Annotated in this window: 21 protein-coding genes and 1 pseudogene; 13 read left to right on the top strand and 9 right to left on the bottom strand. The window is 53.4% G+C overall.

Annotated elements, in window-relative coordinates; genetic code table 11:
* The 4 genes and pseudogenes from WH50_RS14670 to WH50_RS14650 form a co-directional block, all read left to right on the top strand.
* Nucleotides 1-158 (top strand): annotated as a pseudogene (locus WH50_RS14670) (IS5/IS1182 family transposase); the annotation flags it as partial.
* Between the two features lie 341 nt (nt 159-499).
* Nucleotides 500-742, top strand: a complete 243-nt coding sequence (locus tag WH50_RS14660) for a hypothetical protein (protein ID WP_110187982.1) — start codon at nt 500-502, stop codon at nt 740-742.
* A 76-nt stretch (nt 743-818) separates the two neighbouring features.
* A complete protein-coding gene (locus WH50_RS14655) occupies nt 819-1,262 on the top strand; it encodes a hypothetical protein (protein WP_110187981.1) in 444 nt (147 codons plus the stop codon).
* 146 nt (nt 1,263-1,408) lie between these two features.
* Nucleotides 1,409-1,753: a hypothetical protein gene (locus WH50_RS14650; RefSeq protein WP_133251332.1), complete on the top strand. Its 345-nt coding sequence runs from the start codon at nt 1,409-1,411 to the stop codon at nt 1,751-1,753.
* Between the two features lie 332 nt (nt 1,754-2,085).
* Here the strand turns inward: WH50_RS14650 and acnB are convergent, their stop codons facing one another.
* Nucleotides 2,086-4,662 (bottom strand): bifunctional aconitate hydratase 2/2-methylisocitrate dehydratase, encoded by a 2,577-nt coding sequence (gene acnB, locus WH50_RS14645; protein ID WP_110187985.1) that lies wholly within the window; start codon nt 4,660-4,662, stop codon nt 2,086-2,088.
* A gap of 468 nt (nt 4,663-5,130) precedes the next feature.
* On the opposite strand from acnB, the gene WH50_RS14640 reads away from it, so the two are divergent.
* Together WH50_RS14640 and metH are read left to right on the top strand one after the other, a co-directional pair.
* A complete protein-coding gene (locus tag WH50_RS14640) occupies nt 5,131-5,739 on the top strand; it encodes a MiaE family protein (protein ID WP_110187979.1) in 609 nt (202 codons plus the stop codon).
* Between the two features lie 197 nt (nt 5,740-5,936).
* Complete coding sequence (gene metH / locus WH50_RS14635) at nt 5,937-9,647, top strand: methionine synthase (RefSeq protein WP_116453725.1); 3,711 nt, start codon at nt 5,937-5,939, stop codon at nt 9,645-9,647.
* 106 nt (nt 9,648-9,753) lie between these two features.
* On the opposite strand, the gene WH50_RS14630 is transcribed toward metH, so the two are convergent.
* The 4 genes from WH50_RS14630 to WH50_RS14615 all read right to left on the bottom strand — a co-directional run bounded on the left by WH50_RS14630 (nt 9,754) and on the right by WH50_RS14615 (nt 14,290).
* Nucleotides 9,754-10,614 (bottom strand): phosphatase PAP2 family protein, encoded by an 861-nt coding sequence (locus WH50_RS14630; RefSeq protein WP_110187977.1) that lies wholly within the window; start codon nt 10,612-10,614, stop codon nt 9,754-9,756.
* A 14-nt stretch (nt 10,615-10,628) separates the two neighbouring features.
* A complete protein-coding gene (locus tag WH50_RS14625) occupies nt 10,629-12,221 on the bottom strand; it encodes an ArnT family glycosyltransferase (RefSeq protein ID WP_207780318.1) in 1,593 nt (530 codons plus the stop codon).
* Nucleotide 12,222: 1 nt separating this feature from the next.
* The gene (locus tag WH50_RS14620) at nt 12,223-13,287 is read right to left on the bottom strand and encodes a glycosyltransferase family 2 protein (RefSeq protein WP_110187975.1); all 1,065 of its coding nucleotides are present in this window, start codon (nt 13,285-13,287) and stop codon (nt 12,223-12,225) included.
* Between the two features lie 73 nt (nt 13,288-13,360).
* On the bottom strand, nt 13,361-14,290 hold the full coding sequence (locus tag WH50_RS14615) for a lysylphosphatidylglycerol synthase transmembrane domain-containing protein (protein ID WP_165838436.1): 930 nt from the start codon (nt 14,288-14,290) through the stop codon (nt 13,361-13,363).
* 582 nt (nt 14,291-14,872) lie between these two features.
* On the opposite strand from WH50_RS14615, the gene WH50_RS14610 reads away from it, so the two are divergent.
* From WH50_RS14610 to WH50_RS14585, 6 genes are all read left to right on the top strand, one after another.
* Entirely contained in the window at nt 14,873-15,163 is a 291-nt protein-coding gene (locus WH50_RS14610; RefSeq protein ID WP_110187973.1) for a hypothetical protein, read from the top strand.
* 640 nt (nt 15,164-15,803) lie between these two features.
* On the top strand, nt 15,804-16,814 hold the full coding sequence (locus tag WH50_RS14605; protein WP_110187972.1) for a DctP family TRAP transporter solute-binding subunit: 1,011 nt from the start codon (nt 15,804-15,806) through the stop codon (nt 16,812-16,814).
* 63 nt (nt 16,815-16,877) lie between these two features.
* The gene (locus WH50_RS14600; RefSeq protein ID WP_110187971.1) at nt 16,878-17,366 is read left to right on the top strand and encodes a TRAP transporter small permease; all 489 of its coding nucleotides are present in this window, start codon (nt 16,878-16,880) and stop codon (nt 17,364-17,366) included.
* Nucleotides 17,356-18,660, top strand: coding sequence for a TRAP transporter large permease (locus WH50_RS14595; protein ID WP_110187970.1), 1,305 nt, complete (start codon nt 17,356-17,358; stop codon nt 18,658-18,660). Before WH50_RS14600 ends, WH50_RS14595 begins: the two co-directional genes overlap by 11 nt.
* 176 nt (nt 18,661-18,836) lie before the next feature.
* On the top strand, nt 18,837-20,351 hold the full coding sequence (locus tag WH50_RS14590) for an ArnT family glycosyltransferase (protein WP_110187969.1): 1,515 nt from the start codon (nt 18,837-18,839) through the stop codon (nt 20,349-20,351).
* Nucleotides 20,332-21,087: a phosphatase PAP2 family protein gene (locus tag WH50_RS14585; protein WP_110187968.1), complete on the top strand. Its 756-nt coding sequence runs from the start codon at nt 20,332-20,334 to the stop codon at nt 21,085-21,087. Before WH50_RS14590 ends, WH50_RS14585 begins: the two co-directional genes overlap by 20 nt.
* A gap of 100 nt (nt 21,088-21,187) precedes the next feature.
* Here the strand turns inward: WH50_RS14585 and sstT are convergent, their stop codons facing one another.
* Together sstT and WH50_RS14575 are read right to left on the bottom strand one after the other, a co-directional pair.
* Nucleotides 21,188-22,402: a serine/threonine transporter SstT gene (gene sstT, locus WH50_RS14580; RefSeq protein WP_110187967.1), complete on the bottom strand. Its 1,215-nt coding sequence runs from the start codon at nt 22,400-22,402 to the stop codon at nt 21,188-21,190.
* A 347-nt stretch (nt 22,403-22,749) separates the two neighbouring features.
* Entirely contained in the window at nt 22,750-23,613 is an 864-nt protein-coding gene (locus tag WH50_RS14575) for a DMT family transporter (protein ID WP_207780317.1), read from the bottom strand.
* Nucleotides 23,614-23,758: 145 nt separating this feature from the next.
* On the opposite strand from WH50_RS14575, the gene gcvA reads away from it, so the two are divergent.
* Nucleotides 23,759-24,691: a transcriptional regulator GcvA gene (gene gcvA / locus WH50_RS14570; protein WP_110187965.1), complete on the top strand. Its 933-nt coding sequence runs from the start codon at nt 23,759-23,761 to the stop codon at nt 24,689-24,691.
* Nucleotides 24,692-24,718: 27 nt separating this feature from the next.
* Here gcvA and WH50_RS14565 read toward each other — a convergent pair whose 3' ends face one another.
* Nucleotides 24,719-25,729: a LacI family DNA-binding transcriptional regulator gene (locus WH50_RS14565; RefSeq protein ID WP_207780316.1), complete on the bottom strand. Its 1,011-nt coding sequence runs from the start codon at nt 25,727-25,729 to the stop codon at nt 24,719-24,721.
* Nucleotides 25,730-26,361: 632 nt separating this feature from the next.
* A complete protein-coding gene (locus tag WH50_RS27225) occupies nt 26,362-26,490 on the bottom strand; it encodes a hypothetical protein (protein ID WP_341476836.1) in 129 nt (42 codons plus the stop codon).
* Nucleotides 26,491-26,506 lie beyond the last annotated feature (16 nt).

Genomic DNA, 26,506 nt, shown 5'->3' with positions numbered 1-26,506 from the left:
GAAGCCTGGTAGAAACCAAAATGCGGTGTTTCAAGCGGCTGGGTGAGCGGGTCATGGCGAAAGATTTCGACCGTCAGGTGGCCGAACTGCAGGTGCGAGCAGCCATCCTGAACCGCTTCACGCAGCTTGGGACACCGATGACGGTGCGTATGCCATAAATTCGTCTGGGGAAAGGGGCTTTGTAAGCTGTGCTCTATTTATGCAACAAAGCCTTGGGGTCTGTCAAACGAACTGTGTAACTGCGTTTATGGGATGATACAGGAGCACAGCGAGGAACTGTTACACATTTCGTTTGGCAGACCCATTAAGGGCTATGAGCGATTTTTGAATGTAATAGAAGGTACTTCCTATAGTGACTACAAGAAAAAGGCAGATGGAAGTCTTAAAGAAGTGGTTTGGTATTCAATAAAGAAGCCAAAAGAGTATTCTGAAAATAGACTAAAAAAATTGAAGGGGGAATGATGAAAAGTTCAATTTTTTCTTTTCTGCTTTTTTTGTAATGCATAGTGCTCAGGCTTTAGAGGTTACGTATCAAGATGGAGAAGATTTAGTATTGAAGGATGGTGGTGAGAGTCATAAATATAAAATTAATGACATATTGGGTGATCTTAATGATTTTGTGGGAAGAGATAATGGGAGTGTTTTTGTTACTGAAGATAAAAAATATGTGGTTTTTACTACAGGAATGATGATGGATACCCTGTGTATCAAGAAATTTACTTTCTTTTTAAAGGAGAGTTGATTCATGTTTTTTCTATGACTAGCTCAACGGTAATGCGAGCTTGGAAGGTGCCAGAGACTGAAATTACTGCGGCTAAATGCTGCTCCAATTTAAGTTGGAAAAAATAGATGGAGCTGATGGAGAGTTTAATTCTTTAGCTGTTTTTGATTACAGTGAAAGTAATGAAAAATTTATGAAGGAAATAGACTATTATAACATTTACGAATTTTTGAAGTATGGAAAGGCGAATTTAAGAAAGGTGAATGACATTGCTTATTTTCTTTACAAAGAGGGTAGATATGAAAAGGCGAATATTATTTTCCAGGACATAGTAAAACGGTTCCCAGATCGAACTGTTGCGCATCTTAATTATGCGGATAATTTATACGAACTAATTTGTGGTAAGGATAGCTTTAGTAGTGATGATACCAAGAGCGCTACCCAAGAAATAAATAGAGAATACCATCTATATGTGAATGGCATTAACAAAATGGGTAAAGAGAACCTTGTCCCAGAATATGTTTACCAAAGATTAAAATGATGCATAGTTCTAGCTGTGAGTATGTGTTTATAATCTTTTAAGCATAGGCCAGATGAGTGTACAGTATGTACAGATTTAGTTATCACCTGCCTCGGCCAGTATTTCAAGCTCGACATACTCATCGATTCATGTATCGAAGTGCATGTATGGCAGGAATGATATTTTATATAAAAGCGATCTTGTATGTTCTTTTGTTGACTTTTAATAATCTATCCTATGCTAATAGTAAAATAGTTTTTAGTGTGGATATGGAAGGAGGTTACGGAGATGATTGGTCTATTGAGAATACTACTCATATTGAAAATGTAAAAGTGACAAGGGATGGTATATCGGGGAGCTATAGTGCAGATTTGTCTATTTATTGCGTCAGTCAATACTATTCTGTTTCAAATGGATTGGAGTATAAAAGAACAAAGCTTAATGATATGGACGCCAAAGCTAAAATACCTGCTGAAGTAATTGATGCTATTAGAAAGCTGGTTTGCAAATAAAAATGATGAGAAGTGGTTCCGTGCTTCTGTCATAAATCGAGCGGAGTTGCCAGTGTTCAATCTGGTCAGCTTGATGTCATAAATGGAGGAGTGTGGTCTGCTTGGTGGTAATGAGAGCTGGTTTTGAAAAGAATACTATAAAGATTAATTTTGGTATTAATTGATTTTTTGAAAAGTCTGCTGGTGCGGAATGGATATGGGAATTATTGGGGAATGGATGTGGGTTGCTACTAATTTTTTAATGCAATAAAGATGGTTGTTAGTTCAATATTTAAGTAGTGCTTAAAAAGCGGACCCGAAGGTCCGCTTTTTAATTAAGTGCTTACGCCAAATCAGGCAGCCACAGTTGGAATAACTGAGGCAGCTGCTTTTTTGTAAGACTCGATTTCGTGGAAGTTCAGATAACGATAGACATCAGATGCCATGGTATCGATCTTCTGAGCAATTTCCATGTACTCCGCCACGGTAGGCAGCTTGCCCTTGATGGCTGCAACAGCCGCCAGCTCCGCAGAGGCCAGGTACACATTGGCACCATTACCCAGACGGTTGGGGAAGTTACGGGTTGAGGTAGAAACTACGGTGGTGTTATCGCCTACACGTGCCTGGTTGCCCATGCACAGTGAGCAGCCGGGCATTTCGGTACGGGCACCGGCACGGCCGAAGATGCCATAGTAGCCTTCTTCAGTCAGCTGGAACTGGTCCATTTTGGTCGGAGGAGCGATCCACAGACGAGTAGGAACAGCACCACCATTGGCTTCCAGCAGTTTACCTGCGGCACGGAAGTGACCGATGTTGGTCATGCAGGAACCGATAAAGACTTCATCAATCTTGTCGCCAGCCAGTTCAGACAGCGGTTTGATGTCGTCAGGATCGTTCGGGCAGGCCAGCAGGGGTTCAGTGATAGTGGCCAGATCGATATCGATCACTTCTGCGTATTCGGCATCAGCATCGGCTTCCATCAGGGCCGGGTTGGCCAGCCACTCTTCCATCGCTTTAACACGACGCTCGATAGTACGTACATCGCCGTAACCCTGAGAAATCATCCACTTCAACATGGTGATGTTGGAGTTGATGTACTCAATGATAGGCTCTTTATCCAGCTTGATGGTGCAGCCAGCAGCAGAGCGCTCAGCAGAGGCGTCAGACAGTTCGAATGCCTGTTCAACTTTCAGCTGGGGCAGACCTTCGATCTCAAGAATGCGGCCAGAGAAGATGTTCTTCTTGCCTTTCTTCTCAACGGTCAGCAGACCACGCTGGATGGCAGCGTAAGGAATGGCGTTAACCAGATCACGCAGGGTGATACCAGGCTGCATTTCGCCTTTGAAGCGAACCAGTACAGACTCAGGCATATCCAGAGGCATAACACCGGTCGCAGCAGCGAAGGCAACCAGACCAGAACCTGCCGGGAAGGAGATGCCGATAGGGAAGCGGGTGTGAGAGTCGCCACCGGTACCTACGGTGTCAGGCAACAGCATGCGGTTCAGCCAGGAGTGGATAACACCATCACCAGGACGCAGTGACACACCACCACGGTTCATGATGAAGTCAGGCAGAGTGTGGTGAGTATCCACGTCTACGGGCTTGGGATAGGCCGCAGTGTGGCAGAAGGACTGCATGGTCAGATCAGCAGAGAAGCCTAGGCATGCCAGGTCTTTCAGTTCATCACGGGTCATTGGACCAGTGGTGTCCTGAGAACCGACGGTGGTCATCTTGGGTTCGCAGTAGGTACCAGGACGGATACCGGTTACGCCGCAAGCACGACCCACCATTTTCTGTGCCAGTGAGTAGCCTTTGCCAGAGTCAACGGGCTGATCTGGGGTACGGAACAGTGTGGACTGAGGCAGGCCCAGAGCGTCGCGCGCTTTGGCAGTCAGACCACGGCCGATGATCAGGTTGATACGGCCACCCGCACGTACTTCGTCCAGCAGAACCTGAGACTTCAGTTCAAAAGTGGCAATCACTTCTTCGCTGTCGTTACGGGTTACTTTGCCTTCGTAGGGATAAACGTCGATAACATCGCCGGTTTCCATGTTGGAAACGTCTACTTCAACAGGCAGTGCACCGGCATCTTCCATGGTGTTGAAGAAGATCGGAGCAATTTTGCTACCCAGGCAGAAGCCGCCGTCACGCTTGTTGGGGATGAAGGGAATATCATCGCCCATGTGCCACAGCACAGAGTTAGTCGCAGACTTACGTGAAGAGCCAGTACCTACCACGTCACCTACGTAAGCAACAGGGAAGCCTTTCTTCTTCAGCTCAACTATGGTTTCCAGCGGTTTGTCCAGGCCTTCGCGAGGCATTTTCAGCATCGCCAGAGCGTGCAGAGGAATGTCAGGACGTGACCAGGCATCAGGAGCGGGTGACAGGTCGTCAGTGTTGGTCTCACCAGGCACCTTGAACACCGTCATGCTGATCTTGTCAGCCAGCGCTGGGCGGCTGGTGAACCACTCGGCTTCAGCCCAGGAGTTCAGAACCTGTTTGGCATGCTCGTTACCTGCTTCTGCCTTTTCCTGTACATCGTGGAAGGCATCAAACATCAGCAGGGTGTGAGACAGTGCTTTGGCAGCAGTCGGTGCCAGTTCAGCGTTGTCCAGGCAGGCAATCAGGGGCTCAATGTTGTAGCCGCCCAGCATGGTGCCCAGCAGTCTGGTCGCATGAACTTTATCAATAAGAGGAGAGCTGGCTTCGCCTTTGGTGATAGCGGCCAGGAAGCCGGCTTTCACATAGGCTGCTTGGTCAACACCGGCAGGAACGCGGTTGGTGATCAGGTCCAGAAGATAGTCTTCTTCACCGGCAGGTGGGTTTTTCAGAAGATCGACAAGTGCGGCTGTCTGTTCAGGATCCAGGGGCTTGGGAGGAATCCCCAGGGCAGCACGCTCTTCAACGTGTTTACGATAAGCTTCAAGCACGGTATAGCCCTCATCAATTGTATTTGCAGCCACCGCTCAACACAGGTTGAGCGATGACGGGATTGACGCCTTGGTACAAATTCAACCCTTCACGCTATGTAATAGAAAGCTCATCCATAGCGTGAAAGGTCAGCCTTTGTGGGACACCTCCAAAAACCTACCATGCCGTGCTCTGGGCTCGCTGCGAAGCCGATTAATGCTGGTTTTTGGAGATGCCCCCAAAGCGTCTGATTGGGTGCGGCGCAGTTTAACTCAATCCCGTGATTAAGTTAAGCATTGTCGACAATGCGGAAGTTTAGACTTTGGGTATAGATGCCCCTCTGTTTTTGGGGTACTGCAGCGCAAACTCCAACGGCTGTGCAGTCTGCTTATCGCACGTCCAACAGGCGTTAAAAAGGATAGAAGCCGACAGAAAATATTCCAGTTTTCCGCTATACTCGCCGCCAATTTGCATGCAATTGGAAGACAATGGACGCACTTGAATCAATTCGTGGTTTCCTGCGTTGTGAAACCCCCGATAGCTGGATTGCCGCTGCGTTAGCCGATCAGGAAACCATGCTGATCGACCACGCTCACTGCGAGCAGAAAGCCGCTGCCACGGCGATGTCTTTGATGTATCGCTATCCCGATCGAGCTGAGCTGCTGATCAAAATGGCCCGTCTGGCGCGTGAAGAGCTGGTCCACTTTGAGCAGGTTCTGCATTTGATGACCAAACGCGGTATTGAGTTTCGTCACCTGACTGCTGCCCGTTATGCCTCGGGCCTGCGCGATCACATGAGCAAGCAGGAGCCGCAGCGCCTGATTGATGTGCTGATTATCGGTGCTTATGTCGAGGCGCGGTCCTGTGAACGCTTTGCCAGGATTGCCCCTCATCTGGATGAAGAACTGGGCGCTTTTTATACCAGCCTGCTGAAAAGTGAAGGGCGCCATTACCTTAATTACCTCAAACTGGCGCGGCTTTACGCTAAAGCGCCAATCGATGAGCGTGTGGCCTATTTCGCCGATATTGAAGCTGAGCTGATTCTGTCTGGTGACGAGCAGTTCCGTTTCCATAGCGGTACGCCCATCGCTGCATGAATGCAGCTAGTCGCGATCGGTGGTGGCTATATAGCCAGATCCGGTAATGACGCGAAAAACGTTATATGGGTGAAGCGGACTTCCGCAAAGGCCTGACATACACTGCCATGCCTGGCCGTAAAGGGGCGATCAGTCAGTGACAGCGTTGGCTGTCGATAGCCCGGATAAGAATAGCAGTAGTGAGAGTGAAGACAGCCGTGACAGTACAACGTGCAGATATCAAGCAAGCGCTATCTCAACGTATTCTCGTTCTGGATGGTGGTATGGGCACCATGATCCAGCAGTACAAGCTGGAAGAAGAGGCCTTTCGTGGTGAGCGCTTTGCCGACTGGCACAAAGACATCAAGGGTAATAATGACCTGCTGGTGCTGACGCAGCCCGAGGTGATTTCCGCTATTCATCGAGCTTATCTGGAAGCCGGTGCGGATATTCTCGAAACCAATACCTTTAATGCTACCCGTATTGCCATGGCTGACTACGACATGGAGTCGTTGTCCCATGAGATTAACCTGGAGGCTGCGCGCCTCTGCCGTCAGTTGGCCGATGAGTTTACGGCGGCCAACCCGGCCAAACCACGCTTTGTGGCGGGGGTGCTGGGCCCGACCAACCGCACTGCCTCCATTTCACCGGATGTGAATGACCCAGGCTATCGCAACGTCAGTTTTGATCAGCTGGTGGAAGCCTACACCGAGTCGATTGATGCGCTGGTCAAAGGCGGCTCCGATCTGATTCTGATCGAAACGATCTTCGATACCCTCAATGCTAAGGCGGCCATCTTCGCCTGCCGTCAGTATTTCGCGAAGCAGGGTGTGGAGCTACCGGTCATGATCTCCGGCACCATTACTGACGCCTCCGGCCGTACTCTGTCCGGACAGACCACCGAAGCCTTCTACAATTCTGTCGCTCACGCTGATCCGGTGTCGGTCGGCCTGAACTGCGCCCTCGGCCCCAAGGATTTGCGCCAGTACATTGAAGAGCTAAGCCGTGTGGCGGCAACGTATGTATCCGCGCACCCCAATGCCGGTTTGCCCAACGAGTTTGGTGAATACGATGAGACGCCAGAGGAAATGCTCTCTGAAGTTGGGCAGTGGGTCGAGGAAGGCTTCATCAACATTCTGGGTGGTTGCTGTGGTACGACACCGGAGCACATCAAAGCCTTTGCGGACTTTGTGGCTGGCAAGACACCCCGTGCGATTCCCAGGATCGAGCCTGCATGCCGCCTCGCGGGTCTGGAGCCGGTGACGATTGCCGAGGACAGCCTGTTCGTGAACGTCGGTGAGCGTACCAACGTCACCGGCTCGGCCATGTTTAAACGCCTGATCAAGGAAGGTCTCTACGATGAGGCGCTGGTTGTGGCCCGTCAGCAGGTGGAAAACGGTGCCCAGGTCATCGATATCAACATGGATGAGGGCATGCTGGACGCGGAAGCGGCCATGGTACGCTTCCTCAATCTGATCGCCGGTGAGCCTGACATTGCCAAAGTGCCCATCATGATCGACTCCTCCAAGTGGGAGGTTATCGAGGCGGGCCTCAAGTGCATTCAGGGCAAGGGCATCGTCAACTCCATATCCCTCAAGGAAGGTGAAGAGAAATTTATCCATCAGGCCAAACTGGTACGCGCCTATGGCGCTGCGGTGATCGTGATGGCATTCGATGAGGTCGGACAGGCTGATACCGAAGCGCGCAAGATCGAAATCTGTACCCGCTCCTACAATATTCTGACCAGACAGCTGGGCTTCCCGCCTGAAGACATCATCTTCGACCCGAATATTTTCGCTATCGCTACCGGGATTGAAGAGCACAATAATTACGCCGTTGACTTCATCCAGGCCTGCCGCATCATCAAGCAGACCTTGCCCTATGCCAAGATTTCCGGTGGTGTTTCCAACGTATCCTTCTCCTTCCGCGGCAATAACCCGGTACGTGAAGCCATTCACTCGGTGTTCCTCTACTACGCCATCCGTGAAGGCATGACGATGGGTATCGTCAACGCCGGTCAGCTGGCGATTTATGAGGATATTCCGGCCGAGTTGCGTGAAGCGGTGGAAGATGCCGTACTGAACCGTCGTGATGATGCGACCGAACGCCTGCTGGATATTGCGCCTCGATACAACAGCACCGGTGAGGCGGCCGACAACAAGCAGGATCAGGAATGGCGTAGCTGGGAGGTCAACAAGCGCCTGTCGCATGCACTGGTCAAAGGGATTGCCGACTTTATTGATGAGGATGTGGAGGAGGCTCGTCACCATTTCTCCCGTCCGCTTGAACTGATTGAAGGGCCGCTGATGGATGGCATGGGGATCGTCGGCGATTTGTTTGGCGCCGGTAAGATGTTCCTGCCGCAGGTGGTGAAGTCCGCGCGCGTTATGAAGAAAGCCGTGGCCTATCTGATGCCCTTTATCGAGGAAGAAAAACGTCAGAATCAGGAACTGGCCGGTACCTCCAGTGCTGCTGGCAAGGTGCTGATGGCCACCGTGAAAGGGGACGTCCACGATATCGGCAAGAACATTGTTGGCGTCGTACTGCAGTGTAATAACTACGAAATTGTCGATCTGGGTGTGATGGTTCCCGCCGAGAAAATCCTGCGTACTGCCAGGGAAGAGAAGGTGGATGTTATCGGACTGTCGGGCCTGATCACGCCGTCCCTCGATGAAATGGTTCACATGGCCAAGGAAATGCAGCGCCAGGGTTTCAATATTCCCTTGCTGATCGGCGGCGCCACGACCTCGAAGATTCACACCGCGGTGAAGATTGACCAGAACTACCAGAATAATCAGGTGGTCTATGTGCCTAACGCATCCCGTTGCGTAGGGGTGGTCAGCCAGCTGCTGAGCAAGGTCCATCACGACCGTTTCGTCAAAGAAGTGCAAACGGAATATGAAGAGCTGCGTGAGCGCCATCGTAACAAGCGTGGCGATGCGCGCCGGGTGACACTGGAGAAGGCGCGTAATAATCCGGAGCCTATCGACTGGTCAGCCTATCAGCCGCCGGTTCCCAGGCAGCTGGGGTTGCAGGTTATTGAATCACTGGATCTGGCGGTATTGCGAGACTATATCGACTGGACACCGTTCTTTGCTTCCTGGGAGCTGGCGGGCAAATATCCACGTATTCTCACCGATGAAGTGGTCGGCGAAGAGGCTACCCGGCTATTTGCCGATGCCAACGCCATGCTGGATCAGGTCATCAGTGAAAAATGGCTGACGGCCCGTGCGGTGTTTGAGCTGTTCCCGGCGAACCGTCGTGGTGATGACATCGTTATCTGGACGGATGAGACTCGTACAGAAGAGCGTCTGGTGGTGCATCATCTGCGCCAGCAGACTGAGAAGATTGCGGGCAAATATAACCACTGCCTCTCTGATTATGTTGCCCCCGAAAACGGCCCTGTGGACTACATCGGCGCCTTTGCCGTCTGCGCGGGTGAAGGGATTGACCCCTGGGTTGCCAAATTCGAAGCAGATCATGATGACTACAAGAGCATCATGCTGAAAGCACTGGCAGACCGTCTGGCGGAGGCTTTTGCCGAATACCTGCATGAGCAGGTGCGCAAGGTGCATTGGGGCTATGCGCCTGAAGAAAACCTGAGCAATGAAGACCTGATTCGCGAGAAGTATCAGGGTATTCGCCCGGCGCCCGGTTATCCGGCCTGTCCTGATCACACAGAAAAGCAGCTTATGTGGCAGTTGCTCGATGCAGAAGCCAGGGCTGGTATCAGCCTGACTGAGTCCATGGCGATGTTCCCTACCGCTGCCGTTTCCGGCTGGTATTTCAGCCACCCACAGTCCAGTTATTTCGGGATTGGCAAGATCAGTGAAGATCAGGTGGAAGACTATGCGCACCGTACTGGTATGGAAAAGCGCGTTGCCGAGCGTTGGTTATCACCCAATCTGGGCTATGAGCCTGAGGATTGATTGAGCCCGGCAATATCGAGCCGTTGTGAAGAAGCGGAGCCCGAACGGCTCCGCTTTTTTGTTGGTTTTTTGATTGGTTGATTGGTTGATTGGTTGATTGTGGCAGTCAGTTAAGGCTGCCTTTTGCTGCTGGTAGTGCGTCGTCTTCGACTTGCTCGAAAAATCCCAGATGTCCCACCAGTTGATACAGATAGGTTGTCAGTGCCACCAGCCCGAGAAACTTGAGAGTATGGTGCACCTCATTTTGCGGAAACGCATTGAAGAAGGTGTACATACCGGCGTACAGCATGAACAGGATCAGCGTCCACTGGCTCCAGGCATGGCTGCCCAGCCGATAACGCTCAGTCATGGCCAGACCTGCGATGCCCGCCAGAATGCCAATGGCCGCACCTATCAGGGTATCGATAGGCCAGTGTGCACCCACCATCACCCGGCTCAATCCCACCAGGCCTAATAGCATCAGGGCGCCAATGCGTTGCCATGGCTGGCGACTGATACTGATCAGCATGGCCGCCAGAACACCGGCGGTGGCGGTATGACCTGAGGGGAAGCTGCCAGCCGTCAGGGTCGGACCAATGATATGCAGCTGCTCCAGCGCTAATACTCCGGCGGGACGGGAAACAGGCAGACCGTGTTTGGTCAGCTGTACTACAAGTGTGGCCATCACCGCAGCAATCAGCGTGGCGGGCAGCAACCGGGGATGACGAAAGGCAAACAGCAGCAGGATGGTCATACTGACACGTGCATCGCCCACCTCCGTCATGGTTTGCCAGAACGCATCCGGTATCCAACGACCGACTGCATTGAGCCCGAGAAATAAACAGTGATATCCCTGAGTCGCCCAAAGCAACAAGGCAACGACGAGCAGTACCGGAGGTATGAGGTACAGGTGGCGGTCGGCGTGCCGGTCTGCAGGAGACAGGCCTGAAGTATCAACGGGATGTGTGTTCAGCAGGTTCATCAACATGGCGAAGTCTTCCTTCACTGACGCTGAGAGAGAGTGGCTGGTGAGGCGGGAATGCGTGCCAGCACAATGCCACCCTGGTGATAAAGAATGTCTGCCTTTGCCGCTGGAAAACGCTCCAGCAGTTCGGGCAGGTGATCTGCTTTGGTCAGTACCACATCGCCAGCCTGTGGATCGCCTGCCGGTGTGGGAGCGCCGCGGTAGAGGCTGAAGCTCGGCATATGGATCTTGTAGGCCACCACGGTTGAGGTTTGTAGCTGCCGGGCTTGCAGAGCGGCTTGCTTGACGGGCGTTTGCTGCAGATGGCCAATCGCTGGCAGAAGCAGCTGGCTGGCGAACAGCGTCTGTAATAAGCCGGCTGTGGTAAGGCGCTGCCAGGGGGCAAGTCTCCTCAAGACGGAAGGTGGCCAGAACAGCAGGGCTGTCAGCCCGGCCAGCAGCACAGCCATCAGCAGATAACCCTGATTCAGTACTTCAGGAGCCTGAGACAGCATCTGCTGCTGATAGGCATTGCGCTGACTGCTGCCAAGGTGAGGCGCATAGAGCACCAGACCAATCTGCAAGGCAAAGAAGAGGATCGGGAGCAGTAGCTGCCAGCGCCGAATGATGACCTGCCGATACTTGGCCATCAGCACAATCAAAGGAGTCACCCCATAGAGGATGTAGTGGGGCAGCTGTGTTTGTGACAGGGAGAAAAGCACCATGACCACGGCAAACCAGATCATCAGCAGGCGCTCCAGAGGCCGTTTCCACAGTGAGCGGCCATGGCGCAAAAGTGTCAGCAGGGCGCCGGTGTAAGGCAGCATTATTAGTGGCAGCACCAGCAGGTAGTAATACCAGTGGCCGCCGTGTCCTTCCATGGTGCTGGTCAGACGGTTGAGGTTGTGTCCGATCAGGAAACCCTTGAAGAAGCCCATGCCCTGTTGGTGCCATACCAGAATCAACCAGGGCACCAGCACTACGGCGAGAATGAGCCAGCCAGTAGGATTGAGCACCGCTTTTAACCAGTCTCGCAGACGACCATAGCTGATGAACCAGATCAGACTGGCTACAAAGGGGATCGCCGCGGCAACAGGGCCTTTGGTCAGCATGCCCAGGCTCAGCCAGAGCCAGGTACGGTAAAGTAGCGTTTTTTTGCCGGATGACTGGTAGCGATAAAGGTCAAAGAAACTCAGGGCGATGAACAGATTCAGCAGTGCATCCGCTGTTGCGGCTCTGCCAATCAGCATGATCCAGAGGGTTGAGCTGAAAATCAGCACAGCCACCATGGCACTGCGCCGGTTGATGAACTCTTTGCTGAAGTAATAGATGCTGGCTGCCCATCCGATGGCGCTGAGGGCAGAGTGCAGGCGCAAAGTGGTCTCATTCAGGCCAAACAGCAGAACGTTCGCTGCCTGAAACCAGTAAGTAAGAATGGGTTTATCATAACGCGGCATTCCGTCCAGATAGGTCGCCGACCAGATGCCAGAGTGGATCATTTCGCGTGTCGCTTCGGAAAAGGCCCCTTCATCAACGTCAAACAGCGGCACGTTGCCTAATCCCAGGCTGAATGCAGCGAGGACATAAAGCGTCATTAACGCCAGCGGCCACCATGGGTTTTGTGTTTTCACCTTAACTTTCCTCTTCAGCGCAGCGTGACTGCGCGGCGACGGGGGAAGAGGGTGGTACAGCTGTGGGAACGCTTGGCTGCCATCCCTGTGCGAACTGTGCAGTACTGGTCTGGCGGACAACAAAGTGGCGCCCATCCGCCGCCTGATAGAAGGTTCGGCTGAGCATCTCGGCGAGAATGCCTGAGGTCAGGAACTGCAATGACATCAGAATCAGCAGAACCGCGACGATCAGCAGTGGCCGATGGCCGATGTCTTCACCCAGGACGAACTTCACCATCAGGAGCCAGGTCATCATCAGGCCACCGAGGGTGCCAACGGCCAGGCCAATGGAGCCGAAGAAGTGCCCGGGTCTGGCACGAAAGCGCAGAAAAAAGAACACGGATAGCAGATCAATGATGACTCTGAAGGTGCGGCTGAGACCGTACTTTGACTGACCGAACTGGCGCGCATGATGGCGTACCACCGTTTCGCCGATGCGATGAGGCGCAGTTACACCCGCCACCCATACCGGGATGAAGCGATGCATTTCACCGTAGAGACGAATCTGTTTAAGAATGTGGGCGCGATACACCTTCAGGCTGCAACCATAGTCATGCAGCTGTACGCCGGTAATGCGGGCAATCAGGGCATTGGCCAGACGGGAAGGGAGTTTGCGCTTGAGGGCGGCATCCTGTCTGTCCTTCCGCCAGCCTTGCAGCAGGTCGAGATCACGCTCCAGTAACTCATCGACCATGCGTGGAATGTCAGCGGCATCGTTCTGCAGATCGCCGTCCATAGTGACAATCAGCTCGCCCCGCGCCTGATCAATACCTGCCTGCATGGCTGCCGTCTGACCAAAATTGCGTTGCAGCTCAACAATGCAGACATGCTTGCCGTACTGCGCCTGAGCTTCGTGCAGGGCGCTGGCGGTGCCATCGGGGCTGCCATCATCCACACATATAACTTCCCATTGTCCGCGGTAGCCTTCCATGGCTGATGACACCATCGCCAGCATGGGGGCAATGTTGAGTGCCTCTTTATAGAGGGGAATGACAATCGACAGAGAAGGGCGTGAGGCGAGCGTCATGGCGACAGGTATCTTCCAACAGCAAATGATGTGCTGACAGATACCAAACCAACATTAAATGAACATTACGTATTTATGGATGAATCTTGACAGTGCTGCTGGCGGTGGGAGCGATCAGCAGCGCTATAGGCACGGTCAGGAGGATGACACTGAGCATATAGATATGCACATTGACCGCCGCCAGCAGGGTCGTAGAAGTCGCAATCCCGAAGGGGGCAAGCGCAAATACCATGGCGGCTTCAAAGGTGCCGCTGCCACCCAGCCCGTGGATGGGTAATACGCTGCTGATGTCAGCAGAGATAACGGCCAGCATGCACTGCAGCGGAGCAATCGGCACAAAGCTCAGCATCAGCAGGGTCAGCACGGCGAGTTTCAGGCTCCAGAGCCCGGCTGTCATCAGATAAAGTCGGGCAAGCTGCGCATTGGAGGGTACCGGGTAGCTCAGCAGGCGCACAACCAGTTGCCGTAAAGATGAACCCGGCACGTCGCTTTTCAGAAGCTGATTGCGGTGCTTGTGAAGCACGCGCAGCGCCAGCAGAGGGGTCATCAGCAAGGCCACGGGTAGCAGGGTAAATATCCAGCCAAAACTGATACAAAGCATCAGGGACAACAGCAGCAATAACCAGTGCAGATCCATCAGTCGTAACCACAACAGCCCGACGGCGGACTGACTGTAGGGCATGGCAAACGTACGTTTCATCAGGACCGGAAAGGAAGCCTCACCCAGACGCATGGGGATCAGAATGTTAAGGGCGTTGTGCAGAAAGTTGATACGGATATAGGGAGGAAAAGGGTGCGCGGCTGACCGGCCTAACAGGTAGAAAACACGGTAGGCGCGCAGCAGGTAACTGAGTAAGGTGAGGCAGACAAAAACGCCCACCTGCGCCGCTGGTAACAACTGCCATGCAGCCAGCACCCTGTTCCAGCCAAGATCGTGTTGAACCCAGAGAATCAGGCCCAGAAAGAGAGCAATTGCCAGACACCATTGCATGATTTGCTTCATTAGTCGATCTTTGCTGCTTGTGAACTGTCTGTGGTTTTCGCTGCAAGACAGTTGTGGGGTGGGCGGGACAGGTTGTAGCAGCATTTCATCTCAAGTGCTTCCTGTTTTTCAATAGCGGTAACCACCGCAGCTGCCTTGGATCGTGAATACGTTGTTAGATCGTTGGCACGTTCCTGGTGCTGGGTTTGCCTGCAAACCTCGTCGCTGATGATGTTCAGCCTAGGTTGCCATGATGACGGATTGGCGACATAGTGTCAGCTGCTGTCGCGATGTACATTAATTCAGCTATTGTTTTTGGTTAATTATCATAATGAAAAAATACATTGACGTTACAGGTTGAAAACGACTTTAATGACTCGGTCCTCTAAAGACATAAAGAGACAATTCGTATGACCATGACTATCCGATCCCAAGCATCAGTGTATTGCGTCGCCCATCGACGTAATTGCAATACTGATCGCCCGTTCGCCGGATAGTCATCATCTAATCGGCCGCGGGAAATGCACGTGGCCGTCAGAAATACCCCCTTCTTTTTGATCAGGCCAAGTGTGTTTCTCGCGCTATTTAAAGCGGAGAGAATAAATGAACATTGTTGGCCTGATTCTGGTTGCCTACACCAAGCTAAAAAACAAAGCGAACAACGACCTGACATTTCAGCAGGTAAAACATTTGCCACCACACTTGCTCAAAGATATCGGCCTGTATCGCGACGGCGGAACGGTTCGGCCTCTTTCAGGCGTCAGTGAGCAGCACGAGCAGAAGCTGACTGCAGCCACTGCAACCGAGGTAAAGCGTGGTGCTATTGAGGCGAAAGGTTCTTCTACCGAGGTGCTGTTGCAGTGTCAGAGTAGATTGAAAAGTGCTGGTGATTAGTCCCGCCGCGACTGCAGGATGTAGTCGCGGCAATTTCGTTGATCGAATCACTGCAGGATAAAAAGGGATTCGGGAAAAGAGCAGGCTGCCAGAGGCACTGCTCTTTTTTTATTTGTGCATTATTTAAAACGACTCAGTGAGGAAATAGGCTTATCTCCCGTTGAGGGTATTAGCCTTACGTCTTATTTATCCGGATTATTGCTACCCATTTATTGTCGGGCGCTATAGTATTTTTTCGACTGTGAAATTTGCTATCGCATCCAGCCAGCAACAGACCCAAAAGGTCTTGTTGAGAGAACGACTAAGTATGCCGGGCCATCCCCGACGTTCTACTGGAACCGATGAATGATCTGCAGAATACCCCATTTTTGATGGTAGCCATGGGCAGCTGACATGACCGTTTCATGTGCCATGTCGTGTTACACCGTGCCTTCAGGTTTTGGTGATTCTGATCTTCAGGTGTTCATCTATCTGGTCATTTTGGCTTATCCAGCCTGCATGATGCATTGCCAGCATTTGCCCCGTGATATTCGGTTTAACTCATAGGGAAGATGACGGGCAATTGCTGATCCTGAAAAACATGGGTGCACAGGTGCAGTAAAGCACCGACCCTGACAACCATAAAAACGAAGGAAACATCATGTCCATCTCACGTCGTACCCTACTGGCCATTGCTACCTGTGCTGTACTGGCACCCCTTGCGCACGCCGACTACAAAGCTGAATACACGGTCTCCACCGTGCTACCCAGCGCATTCCCCTGGGGACAGGCGGCGGACAGATGGGTTGAGCTGGTAAAAGAACGCTCTGGCGGTCGTATCAACATGAAGATTTATTCCAACTCCCAACTGGTTTCTGGCGATCAGACCAAAGAGTTTTCTGCGATGCGCTCTGGCCTTATTGACATGGCGGTCGGCTCAACCATCAACTGGTCTCCCCAGGTGCCTGAACTGAACCTGTTCTCACTGCCATTCCTGATGCCTGACAGCAACGCCATTGACGCCATCACTCAGGGTGAGGCGGGCAAAATGGTATTTTCTGCCATCGAAAAGCGCGGTGTGACGCCTTTGGCCTGGGGTGAGAATGGTTTCCGCGAGTTGTCCAACTCCAAGCATGCGATCAGTAAGCCCGACGATCTGAAAGGGCTAAAAATCCGCGTTGTTGGCTCGCCATTGTTCCAGGACACCTTCACCGCACTGGGTGCCAACCCGACCCAGATGAGCTGGGCTGATGCCAAACCCGCACTGACTACCGGTGCAGTGGACGGGCAGGAAAACCCATTGTCGGTATTTGATGTGGCGCGTATTGATCAGGTCGGCCAGAAGTACCTGACACAGTGGCATTACATGGCTGATCCGCTGGTATTTGCCGTCAGCACGCGCGTGTGGCGTGAGTTCAGCCCTGAAGATCAGCAGTTGCTGAAGCAGGCGGCTGAGGATGCCGGTAAATGGGAAATTGAAAAGTCTCGCGCAGAAGTCGCTGATACGCTGGCAAAAATCCGTGAGCGTGGTGTTGAAGTGACCGACCTTAATGCGGAACAGCATGATGCTTTTGTCAAAGCGACCGAGTCTGTTTATCAGAAGTGGACACCGCAAATTGGCGAAGCGCTGCTGAAGGCCGCCCAGGAAGCCATCGCCAAGCGTCCGCAATAACCCCCAGCTAATGTAGAAGTCGGATCGCCGGGTCTCCGGCGGTCCAGTAATCGGAGTTATTCCATGTCAGAGCGACGACCTGGAGCCCGCCTCGAAGCCATTCTGGCTGCCCTGGCTTTATCCATCATCTGTCTTATCAGTCTTGCCAACGTAGTGGTTCGTTACGCTACTGATGCTTCTTTTGCATTTACTGAAGAATTCTCGGTTTTCCTGCTGGTGGTCATGACCTTTGCTGGTGCCGCTGTCGCCGCACGGCAAAACGCTCATATTCGCATTGAGTTGATCGAGCACCTGTTACCACGCAACTGGCTGCCGCTGGTGTACGTGCTGCAATGGCTGGCCGGGGTAACCGTGCTGGCAATCGTGATCTGGTATGGCAGCACCTTTACGTTAGAAGAGTATCAGTGGGATTCCCTTTCCCCCGGGCTGGGTTTGCCAAACTGGATCTACGTCATCTGGCTGCCTATTCTGGCGCTGGCCATCTTGCTACGTATGACGATGAGTCTGCGTGATCGTTTGAGCGCACATCGGGGAGGTCATGATGAGTCCTGATCTGCTGATGATTCTGGCATTCATACTGGCGCTGTTTTTAGGTGTGCCCGTGGCCTTCGCGCTGGGGCTGGGCGGTGTCGTTGGCATCCTCAGTGGTCTGAGTACCGACATGCTGGCTACGCTGGGGACAAACACTTACAACAGTGTGGCCAAGTACCCGCTGATAGCCATTCCCCTGTTTATCCTTACCGGAGCGATTTTTGAGCGGGCGGGGGTGGCGGCCAGTCTGGTACGCTTCGCCCAGGCGATTATTGGCCCACGTCACGGTGGTCTGGCCGTTGTTGCTATTCTTGTGTGTCTGATCATGGGTGGCATGAGTGGCTCTGGCCCGGCTGATGCGGCGGCGGTGGCCATGGTCATGCTGCCCAGCATGAAGCGCGCCGGTTATCCGCAAGCCTTCTCGGCCTCACTTATCGCCGCCTCATCATCGACGGCGATACTGATTCCTCCTTCAATCGCCCTGATTCTCTATTCCATCGTGGTGCCTGGTGTTGACCTGCGAGCCCTGTTTGCTGCCGGATTATTCCCGGGCATTCTGGCAGGTCTGTCTTTGCTGTTACCAGCCTGGTGGCTGGCCAAGCGCAATGGCTGGGAGTCACCCGAGGCCTCTGAGCGACCACCACTTGGCAAGAGTTTTCGCGAAGCGATCCCGGCCTTGCTTGCGCCAGTCATCATTCTCGGTGGCTTGCGTTCGGGACTGTTTACGCCGACGGAAGCTGCGGTTGTGGCCGTGGCGTATGGCGTGATTGTCGGTGTGGTGATCTACCGTAGCCTGAGCCTGCGCGGTATGTGGGAGCTGCTGGAGGAGTCGGCAGTGACCTCCGGCGTGGTGATGCTGATCATTGCGCTGGCAGGAATTTTTGCCTGGGCAGGCACTACACTGGGCACATTCCAGCATCTGGCGCAGGCACTGTTGTCCCTGTCAGAGAATGGCTGGGCCTTACTGGTGCTGGTGATGGTACTGGTGTTGCTGGCGGGGATGTTACTGGACGCAGTATCCATTTATCTGATCCTGATCCCCATCGTGTTGCCGTTAATGCAGCATTTTGGCTGGAATCCGGTCTGGTTCGGCATTCTGCTGGCGATGAACATCGCCATTGGTCAGTTCACACCACCGGTAGCGGTAAACCTGATGGTCACGACCCGGATTGCCGGTATTCGTCTGGAGCAGACCGTCGGCTGGACGCTGATCTTTATCCTCGCCATGCTGCTCAGTCTGGTCCTGGTGATGCTGGTCCCTGGCATTGCCCTGTGGTTGCCCGACAAGCTTGGCTATGTGGTGGGCAGCTGGTAGCCCGACAGAAGCGTTATCGATGAAAAAACAAACCGCCGGTCAGGCGGTTTGTTTGTTTTTACAGAGTGAAAAATAGTAAGGAGAGTGAACAGCAGTAAAGAAATGGCTTGTAACAAAAAACTCAAAATCAAGCGCTAACCTGCCTTTACAAAGTGACCATACAGGCGAGGGCCTATATGCAAGCAGTGAGCGTGGGCAAGCGACAGCTGTCACAAACTCTCTGGCAGGTTATTGCCTCAGAGCAGTGGCAACTGGCATGCGTGGTACTGATACTGGTGCTCTACCGGCTGCTGGTTATCACAGCCCAGGTCCCGTTGTTTTTTGATGAGGCCTACTATTACTTCTGGTCGCTCAGCCCTGACTGGGGTTACTACTCCAAACCACCCATGGTGGCATGGTTGATCCATCTTTCGACGCTGCTGATACCGGTCAGCGACCTGAGTGTTAAATTCCTTTCGCCAGTTCTCTACGGTCTGACAACATTGATCGTGGCCCGGATTGCAAACCAGCTCTTCGACCGAAGCACTGTTTTTTGGGCTGGCATATTGTTTCTGACCATGCCTCTGATTAGCTTCAACTCACTGTTCATCACCACTGATGCGCCACTGATGTTTTGCTGGGCGTTGACGGTTTACCTGCTGGTATTGGCGCTGACGCACAATCGCTGGCGTGAATGGCTGGCCTCAGGTGTGGTATGTGGTTTGGGCTTGATGAGCAAATACACCATGGTACTGCTGCCACTCAGCCTGTTGCTGTACCTCAGTATGAGCCCCGAACGACGAAGGCACCTGCGTAATCTGAAACTGTGGGCCGCGGCCAGCATCGCTGCATTGGTCTATTTGCCCAACCTGCTCTGGAACGCAGCACACCACTTCATCAGTTTTCGTCATACCGAAGAAATATCCCAGCTGGATAAATCCTGGTTTCATTTCGACCGGCTGCTTGAGTTTGCTGGCGGGCAGTGCGTTGCTTTCGGCATGGTCGCCATGGTGGTGTTAGTGGTACTCATGGTGCGTAAAGACAGTTACCGCGATAGTCGCTATCGATTGCTGCTGTCGCTGGCACTGCCTTATCTCTTGCTCATGTGCCTTCAAGCCTTCCTGGCGCGAGCCAATCTGAACTGGGCGGCTCCGGTATATATCACTGCGACAGTCGCTGTTGCTGGCTGGTTGGTGCAAACCAGAAAGCAGCGTTGGCTTGGATGCGCCATCGTGCTGAATCTGGCCTTTATGTTTGGGCTTTATCACTATCATTTCTGGCAGCACCAGCTTGGCATACAGCCCTCCCCAAAGAACGACCCTTACCATCGTATCCTGGGGTGGGCAGCAGTAGGGCAGCAACTGAGTCACTGGAGGCAGCGATACCCCGATGCTTACTTGCTTAGTGAGTCGCGAGAGCTGCTGGCGTATCTGGGTTTTTATACCGAGCCCCGTTTCGAGCAGCAGATTGCAGTGTGGAATCCGCAGCATCTGGTGCGCAATCACTATGACCTTATCCCCCCTCTGACCGCTGGAACAGACACCAGCTATCTGTTTGTCAGCAATAAACCCCTGCCTTCCTTAATCCAAGATGCATTTGCGCAGGTGGATGACCTGGGGGAAATCACCACGCCTGTCTATCCCAATGTTCAACGCACCATCCATCTCTATTACCTGAAGGGGTTTTACGGCTATGGTCATCAGTCTCAATAACCGCTGGACAAAACTGTTACCTCTCTACTTCGCCCTCAGAGACCGGGCGTGGGCTGTGGGTCTTTTTGTGGTGAGTCTGATGGTCTTTAGCTTCTATCCGACGTTGGATCTGAAGGTCAGTCAGCTGTTTTACTCGTCACAGAGTGGGTTCTTTCTGGCCGACAATCTGTGGGTGCAGCTGTCTTACAGGCTGTTTGCCAGTCTGCACTTTGTTGTGTTAATCGGCTTGCTGGTAGCGTTGGCAATATCCACGAGGTTTGTCTCGCGTTGGCAGTCATTGACCAGAAAGCAGTTGTCCTTTCTGTTGCTGGTGTTGTTATTGGGGCCGGGGCTGCTGGTCAACGTCGTGCTAAAGGACCATTCGACCGGAAGGGCGAGGCCGGTACAGACCATTGAGTTTGGAGGAACCAGGGTGTTCACGCCGCCGCTCGTAGAGGCGAATCAGTGCAAACACAATTGCTCCTTTGTCAGTGGGCATGCCTCAATGGGTTATTTTCTGATGGCCTTTGCCTGGATAAGGCCATCACGGCGATGGCTGACGGCAGGTATCGTGCTTGGCTCAGCGGTGGGGCTGGGGCGGATGGTGCAGGGAGGGCACTATCTGAGCGATGTGGTGTTTTGCTTCTGGACGGTGTTTTTTACTATTCACCTGCTGGCGTACCAGTTTGGCTTTCGTCTGGCACCGTCAAAAAGCAGGCAGCTGCCATCTGATCCACTCAGTGGAGCGACGGTATAGATGAGGAACCTGCTTTCTCGTCTGATATAAGCAAACCGCCCATAAGGCGGTTTGCTTTTTAGTACGGGGGGTAATTCCTTAGTGCAGGGGTAAACAGCAACTAGATATTTTCCACTTTGCACGCTGCAGCGGTGAACAGTACGTCAGTAGAGCTGTTCAGTGCGGTTTCGGCTGAGTCTTGTAGCACGCCGATGATAAAGCCGATGGCAACGACCTGCATGGCGATATCATTGGAGATGCCAAACAGGCTGCAGGCCAGCGGGATCAGCAGCAGTGAGCCACCCGCTACACCGGAGGCGCCACAGGCGGCAATCGAGGCGACCACGCTCAGCAGCAGGGCGGTCAGTAGATCCACCTGAATGCCCAGCGTATGGGCTGCGGCCAGAGACAGTACGGTAATGGTGATGGCTGCGCCTGCCATGTTGATGGTGGCACCCAGTGGAATGGAGACAGAGTAGGTGTCTTCATGCAGGTCCAGGCGTTTGCACAGGTCCAGGTTGACCGGGATGTTGGCGGCAGAGCTGCGGGTGAAGAAGGCGGTCACGGCACTTTCACGCAGGCATTTCAGTACCAGCGGATAAGGGTTGCGGTGCAGTTTGATGAACACGATCAGCGGGTTGACCACCAGCGCAATCAGCAGCATGGAGCCAATCAAAACAATCAGAAGATGGCTGTAACCCTGCAGGGCCGCAAAGCCGGTTTCAGCAAATGTGCTGGCAACCAGACCGAAGATGCCGATGGGAGCAAAGCGAATCACCAGCCTGACAATGGCCGATACACCGTCCGCAACATCCTTCAACACCCTGCGTGTGCTTTCGCTACCCTGACGCAGGGCAATACCCAGACCAACAGCCCAGGCCAGAATACCGATGAAGTTACCGGTCATCAGGGCATTGATGGGGTTATCAACGACGCGGAACAGCAACGTATGCAGCACTTCGCCTATACCCTGGGGGGCGGTGGCTTCAGCCCCTTTGCTGACCAGCTCCAGCGTGGTAGGGAAGAGGAAACTTATGGCCACGGCTACCAGTGCGGCGCTGAACGTACCGAACAGATAAAGATAGAGAATGGGGCGAATATGGGTTTCGCTGCCCTGACGATGATTGGCAATGGATGAGGCCACCAGTACGAAGACCAGCATGGGAGCGACCGCTTTAAGGGCGCTGACGAACAGGGAACCAAGCAGGCCAACCGAGGTCGCAGTGGGCGGGGAGATTTGCGCCAGACCTATTCCCAGAATGATCCCGATCAGAATCTGAACGACCAGGCCGGGTGCTCGACGAGAAGAGACAGAGGCAGATTGTAAATGGCTCATAGTTTTCCTTCTTGTAATAGATCCTTCTACGCATGTTGACAGCCTGGGGTGCAACGCCGGGTTGCTTCCTCAGGCGGCGCCACTTTATAGCAGAACTCCCGGTGAAGACAGGAATAAACTCGGTCAATTGATGAAAATCACTAATCAAATACCCGTAGTGATGAGAGTAAGTAGTGAAATGTGCATTTAGTTGGTTGCTGTTCAGCTATGCTGCGCAGCCATGAAAAAACGCCATGAGCAGTATGATCATGGCGTGGGGAAGGGGGACGATGTCCCCTGGAAGAGACTGTTTAACGGTGACCCTGAATGGGGGTCGGTGAGCACGCTCTGGCTGATAAAGGGCAGCGTCAGGTGGCAAGCTGTCGCTGACGCCAGAGGCGGTTCATTGCCAGCCCGATTGAGGCTGCAATGATCAGCCCGCCTCCCAGCAGGGCGTAGCCACCGAGCGCCTCACCCAGAAATGACACCCCGAGAATAACGGTGACCACAGGCTCAAGGGTCGAGAGGATGGCCGCCAGCGTCGGGCCAACCAGCTTTAAACCGGTAACGAAGGTCATGATGCCCAGAATGGAGCCGAACAGCGCAATCAGGCTCACTGATGCCCAGCCACTCATGCTGTGAGGCAAATGGATGCCTTTGGTCAGTGCCATCAGCAGATAGATACTACCTGCAGACAACAGGACGGTACTGGTCGCTGCCAGCGGATGGGTGTCGCCGCCGAGACGGCTGCCAAGCAGGATGTAGCCGGAATACAGCACCGCAGCACCGAGTGCCAGCACGATACCGGGGAGCGTGGCTTGTACTCCCGTACCCAGTAGCAGCACCATGCCAACAAAGATGCCCGTCAGCGCAATCCATTCTGCCGGCCCGAAACGGTCAAGGCCCAAGATCGCTGAGGCAATGGTGACCATGATCGGGAAGGTATAAAGCAGCAGGGCGACGGTGGCCGAGCTGGCATAGTTAAGCGCCTGAAAATAGCCGAATGACGTCGCCGCATAGATACAGCCCATCACGATATAGCCACGCAGTTCTTTGCCGGTCGGCATGGCGATGCCTTTGATACGTACCCATACCGTCAGGACGATGGCGGCAAGGACAAAGCGAATGGCCAGCAGACTGGCGGTATCAACGCCATCGGCATAGGCGGTATGAGCGAAAATGGCCATACTGCCAAAACCGGCTGCGGAGACAAGAATAAGCGCTGAACCCATTAGGTGCTTCATGATGGCTGCTCACACTTAGCGAGGACGGGTGTGTAACTCCCGTGCCAGTCAGGTAATTGATATGGCGAGCAGTTTCGCTGAGTCTATACTTCCCGACAAATCAATAATTTCAGAAGTCAGGCCTAAAATAACTATGTCTTATGGTCAGTCTCTGCCGCCTTTGAATGCACTTCGTGCTTTTGATGCGGCAGCTCGTCACGAAAGCTTCCAGCGTGCAGCTGAAGAGTTGTTTATTACTGCCGGTGCTGTGGCCCATCAGATCAAGCAACTGGAAGCTGCAACTGGGTTGCAGCTGTTCCTGCGCCACCCGAGAGGCATCAGCCTTACGCCGCTGGGGCGGCGTTATGCTGAAACCGTGCACTATGTGCTGGATACCCTGAGTGCCGCTACCCAGCAGTTACAAAGTGAAAGCGGGCGGGAAAATGTGGTGACCATCAGTTCCATTTCATCCTTCGTGACTCGCTGGCTGATGCCGCGTCTGTCGGGCTTCACCCGCCGTCATCCGGAGTTTGAGGTGCGGTTGCAGGGTGTGATCAAACCGGCCGATCTGTTTCGTGAACCGGTCGATGTCAGCATCCGTCTGGGGACTGGCCCGTATCCTGATCTCAAGGTCGATGAACTGTTTGCCGAGCACTTTGTCGCGGTGGCCAGCCCACGTTTTCTCGAAGAGCATCCGATCAGCGTGCCCGCTGATTTATTGCAGGTGACCTTACTGCATGATGACTTTGAGCCGCTGATCAGCGAGCAGGTTAACTGGAAGAAATGGCTGACAGCCTGTGGCGTGACGACGCCCAGCAAACTGCCCGGATTATGGTTTTCTCACACTTATCTGACCCTGGAGGCGGCCATGGCGGGGCAGGGCGTCGCTATCGCCAGCGCGCCGATGCTCAACAATGCGCTGGAAATCGGGGCACTGGTGACCCTGCTTGAGGACATATCCGTGCAGGGGCCTTACATGTACCGGATGTTGCGGCTGCCGATGGCCGAGAGCCGCCCCGCAGTGAAGGCATTCTGTGAATGGATGCTGGAGAGTTCGGTAGCTACGCCGTCTGCACTGCAGGAGTGAACCTGGTCACTCCTGTATGCAGAGGCTTCAGGCGCGTCGTTGCAAGATGCGATTGATCACAATCTGCTGTGGCTCACGCTTGCCATCAATCGCTTCACTGGCCAGTTTCCACGCGGCCTCGGCAATCAGTTCATAGCGCTGCGGCAGGGAATTGACGGGCAGCGGCAGGAAGTCCAGCAGTCGGCTGTTACCAAAGGTCGCCAGCTGAATGGAGCCATCGGCTTGCAGTACGTTGCCTTCCGCACGCTGCTGCAGATTTTCAACCACGCCTTCCAGCAGGCTGTAGGAGGTCGTGACAAGGGCGTCGGGCAGTTTGCCCAGCCTGTTCATAGCCTGATCCAGCAGCTGGATGCCGTTGCTGCTGTCAAAATGGGCGCCGTAAAAACAGTGCACCTGCTGTGCAGGCAGATGCTCAAGGGCCCGGCGAAAGCCCGCCTCGCGCCGCTGGCTGACGGTCAGGCTGGGGAGCGCGCCAAACAGCGCTACATGCGCATCTCCGGGGAGCTTAAGACTGCTGGTCAGCTCAAAGGCACCTTGTTCATCGTCACTGATGACATTGCTGAAGCTGTCAGGAAGGGGGCGGTCGAGCGCAATCACAGGTGTCCCCTGACGGACCATATCGCCATACAGCTCGGCGTCATCATCAACACAGGACGAGACCAGCAAGGCATCCACACCGCGGGCAACCAGATTACGCGCGGCCTGTAACTCGGTCGTTCTGTCATCATCGGAGCTGCTGATAATCAGCTGGAATCCATTGCTGCGGGCAAGGGCTTCCAGACGCTTGGCAATACGCAGATAACTGCGATTTTCAAAGTCCGGCACGATAAAGCCGATGGAATGGCTCCGCCCGCGGCGCAGGGCTGCAGCGGAGTGATTGGGCTGGTAGCCGTGGTGATTGACCACCTCCAGTACACGTGCCTGGGTTTCGGTACTGATGCGGTATTTCTCAGCCTTGCCGTTCAGCACGCTGCTGACGGTGGATTTGGAAACGCCGGCGAGTTTGGCGATCTCTTCGAGCTTCAATGTGGTCTCCATCACTGCTATGGCACTCCCTGACGATTTAGAGTTGTAGTCTGCCGGCGAATATCTGACTAACCCGGTAGGTTTTCAGCGCTTTCTGGCGTGGCAGGCCCGGCACTCAAGGCCAGACACAACCACACTCACCAGCAAGGTCAGGGATGTTGCATTGTAGGGACTGCCTCTGTCAGGGGCAACGCAACGACCTGCTCTTCCGCAGGCGATACTCTGCCCCCAAGTTCAATCCAGGGAATCGTGATATGTGTTTTCGATCTGCAGCACTGTGGACCCACGCCGACAAAAAGACTGTCGGAAAGCGGATGGGATGTCATCAGCCCATTGATCACCCGTGAAGGGGGGCAGCGCTTCTCACCTTGTGGTGCTCCTACCTGCGAGATCGCGAAAATGATCTTAGCTTGCATTTTTTGCTGAATCCATTCAGCATTTGGCAGAATCGATTTAGCTAATGTCCTGTATACTGGCTAAATTCACCAGATGTAACACCCTTAACAGGTTGTTGAAAAACTATCTGCGTTGCCGAATACCGCGTCAAAAACAGGCTCAAAATGCTCATTTAGTTCACTAAACTCCGCTTTTTCGCCTGTTTTTTCCTTGTCTCGGCTGCCTCGATAACGTTTTTCAACAGCCTGTTAGGCCTGCAGCACATTCTTACCGAAACGCTGTCGCTGCATCTCATTCAGGCGACTCAGGGTACGCTGGAATGGGAACGACAGATAGCCCCGCGGATACAACTCGTTCATCGCCACATCGGCTTCGATATACAGCGGAATGCCG

The sequence above is a fragment of the Pokkaliibacter plantistimulans genome (assembly GCF_003194385.1).
GTDB lineage: Bacteria > Pseudomonadota > Gammaproteobacteria > Pseudomonadales > Balneatricaceae > Pokkaliibacter > Pokkaliibacter plantistimulans.
Note: the sequence above shows the minus strand (reverse complement) of the source record. Positions and strands in the feature narration are given on the sequence as shown.

Excerpts from the sequence above, each read along its gene's own strand:
- WH50_RS14650 (WP_133251332.1), top strand. The coding sequence starts at position 1,409 with ATGGCAGGAATGATATTTTATATAAAAGCGATCTTGTATGTTCTTTTG.
- gcvA (WP_110187965.1), top strand. The coding sequence starts at position 23,759 with ATGTCTTATGGTCAGTCTCTGCCGCCTTTGAATGCACTTCGTGCTTTT.
- WH50_RS14630 (WP_110187977.1), bottom strand. The coding sequence starts at position 10,614 with ATGTTGATGAACCTGCTGAACACACATCCCGTTGATACTTCAGGCCTG.
- WH50_RS14640 (WP_110187979.1), top strand. The coding sequence starts at position 5,131 with ATGGACGCACTTGAATCAATTCGTGGTTTCCTGCGTTGTGAAACCCCC.
- sstT (WP_110187967.1), bottom strand. The coding sequence starts at position 22,402 with ATGAGCCATTTACAATCTGCCTCTGTCTCTTCTCGTCGAGCACCCGGC.
- WH50_RS14595 (WP_110187970.1), top strand. The coding sequence starts at position 17,356 with ATGAGTCCTGATCTGCTGATGATTCTGGCATTCATACTGGCGCTGTTT.
- WH50_RS14615 (WP_165838436.1), bottom strand. The coding sequence starts at position 14,290 with ATGAAGCAAATCATGCAATGGTGTCTGGCAATTGCTCTCTTTCTGGGC.
- WH50_RS14585 (WP_110187968.1), top strand. The coding sequence starts at position 20,332 with ATGGTCATCAGTCTCAATAACCGCTGGACAAAACTGTTACCTCTCTAC.
- WH50_RS14660 (WP_110187982.1), top strand. The coding sequence starts at position 500 with ATGCATAGTGCTCAGGCTTTAGAGGTTACGTATCAAGATGGAGAAGAT.
- WH50_RS14590 (WP_110187969.1), top strand. The coding sequence starts at position 18,837 with ATGCAAGCAGTGAGCGTGGGCAAGCGACAGCTGTCACAAACTCTCTGG.
- WH50_RS14605 (WP_110187972.1), top strand. The coding sequence starts at position 15,804 with ATGTCCATCTCACGTCGTACCCTACTGGCCATTGCTACCTGTGCTGTA.
- WH50_RS14600 (WP_110187971.1), top strand. The coding sequence starts at position 16,878 with ATGTCAGAGCGACGACCTGGAGCCCGCCTCGAAGCCATTCTGGCTGCC.
- WH50_RS14575 (WP_207780317.1), bottom strand. The coding sequence starts at position 23,613 with ATGGGTTCAGCGCTTATTCTTGTCTCCGCAGCCGGTTTTGGCAGTATG.
- WH50_RS14610 (WP_110187973.1), top strand. The coding sequence starts at position 14,873 with ATGAACATTGTTGGCCTGATTCTGGTTGCCTACACCAAGCTAAAAAAC.
- WH50_RS14655 (WP_110187981.1), top strand. The coding sequence starts at position 819 with ATGCTGCTCCAATTTAAGTTGGAAAAAATAGATGGAGCTGATGGAGAG.
- WH50_RS14565 (WP_207780316.1), bottom strand. The coding sequence starts at position 25,729 with ATGGAGACCACATTGAAGCTCGAAGAGATCGCCAAACTCGCCGGCGTT.
- WH50_RS14620 (WP_110187975.1), bottom strand. The coding sequence starts at position 13,287 with ATGACGCTCGCCTCACGCCCTTCTCTGTCGATTGTCATTCCCCTCTAT.